Annotated in this window: 1 protein-coding gene; it reads right to left on the reverse strand. The window is 68.3% G+C overall.

Features of this window, described 5'->3' with window-relative positions:
* Positions 1–314: 314 nt before the first annotated feature.
* On the reverse strand, positions 315–1,545 hold a 1,231-nt coding region (locus tag FJY88_14310), incomplete at its 5' end, for a DUF655 domain-containing protein (GenBank protein ID MBM3288500.1).

The following is a 1,545-nucleotide window of genomic DNA, read 5'->3' on the forward strand; positions in this document are numbered from 1 at the left end:
CCGCGCCGCCGCGTCGGCCTCGGCGTTTCCGGCCATCGTGTCGTGGTCCGTCAGCGAGAACCAGGCGAGGCCCGCATCGCGCGCAAGCCGCGCGATCTCCGAAGGAGTCCGTTGCCCGTCGGAGCATGCCGAATGGATGTGCAAATCTGCGGTGCCGACGCGCAAGAGATTCCGTACCTCCGTAGTGCCTTTTCTGATGGTAGGTGAGCCGGTTCGCGCCGTCCAGGGTGACCGCCGGGCGCAGACGCACCCGATGCCCGGGCCCGGCGGACATCCCGGCCCCGCGCCCGCTTCTCTGATCGAGTCGAGGCGGGTCAGACGAAGATCTGCTGGCTTCTGGCGCCGCGGGGCTCACCGATGGTCAGACGGATGGCGCCCTCGCCCAGGCGATGCTGCAACGCGTCGAGGAGCGAAGGGCTCGGCGCGACCCTGTTCCCCTTGAGACGGATCTGAACCCCTTCCACGCCCGCGTGATCGACGTGGACCCAGACCGGTGAGGGGCCGGGGTGGCGATCGAAGATCGCGCGCAACGTGTCGAGGAGATCGTCTCCCGCGCTGCCTGGCAGCGCGAGGTGGAGCGTCAGCTGTCCACCCTCCTGCAGATCGGAGAGGGGCTTGGCCTCCTCGATTCTCAGCTTCGGCTTCTGGTCCTCCCGCGTGGAGATCCTTCCGCGGAGGAGGAGCGGCTTCTCTCCGTCGAGATGGCGGTCGCAATCCTGGTAGGCGTCGCTGAAGACCATGCATTCCACCGTCCCGGTGAAGTCCTCGAGGACCATGAAGGCGATCGCCTGCCCCCTCTTGTCCACGCTGCGCCTCACCTGGGTCGGAAGCCCTGCCGCGAGGATCGGCTCATTGTCCCTGATCGCCTCCAGGGCATGGACGGGCACCACTCCCATTCGATCGAGGAGGCGCCGATACTCGTCCAGCGGATGGCCGGAGACGTAGAAGCCGATCGCCTCCTTCTCGCACCGCAGCAGCTCCCCCTGCGGCCACTCGGAGGACTCCGCCAGGGACGGATGGGCCGGCTGCGCCTGGTTCGCCTCGCCTGCCCCGAAGAGAGAGGTCTGCCCCATCGACCGCTCCTTGCGCACCCGCGCGGCCCACTCCATCGCGATCCCGATCGATTCGAGCTGCTGCGCCCGGTGTCCGCCGAGGGAGTCGAGGGCGCCCGCCATGACCAGATTCTCGACGCACTTCCGATTCACGCGGGAGGAGTCGACGCGCTCCGCGAAGTCGAAGAGGGAAGTGAACGGGCGGCCCTCGCGCGCCAGGAGGATCGCCTCGACCGCCGCGTGTCCCACGCCCTTGACCGCCTCCAGGCCGAAGCGGATCGACCCTTCCTGGACGCTGAAGCGTTCCTCGGAGAGATTCACATCCGGCGCGAGGACGCGGATTCCGAGCCGCCTGGACTCCGCCTGGAGGATCATGACCCTGTCCTTGTCCGCCATCTCGGAGGTGAGCGAGGCGGCCAGGAACTCGGCCGGGTAGTGGCGCTTCAACCATGCCGTCTGGTAGGCGACGAGCGCGTAGCCGGCGCTGTGGCTC

This window comes from Candidatus Eisenbacteria bacterium, assembly GCA_016867495.1.
In the GTDB taxonomy this organism is placed as follows: Bacteria; Eisenbacteria; RBG-16-71-46; order CAIMUX01; family VGJL01; genus VGJL01.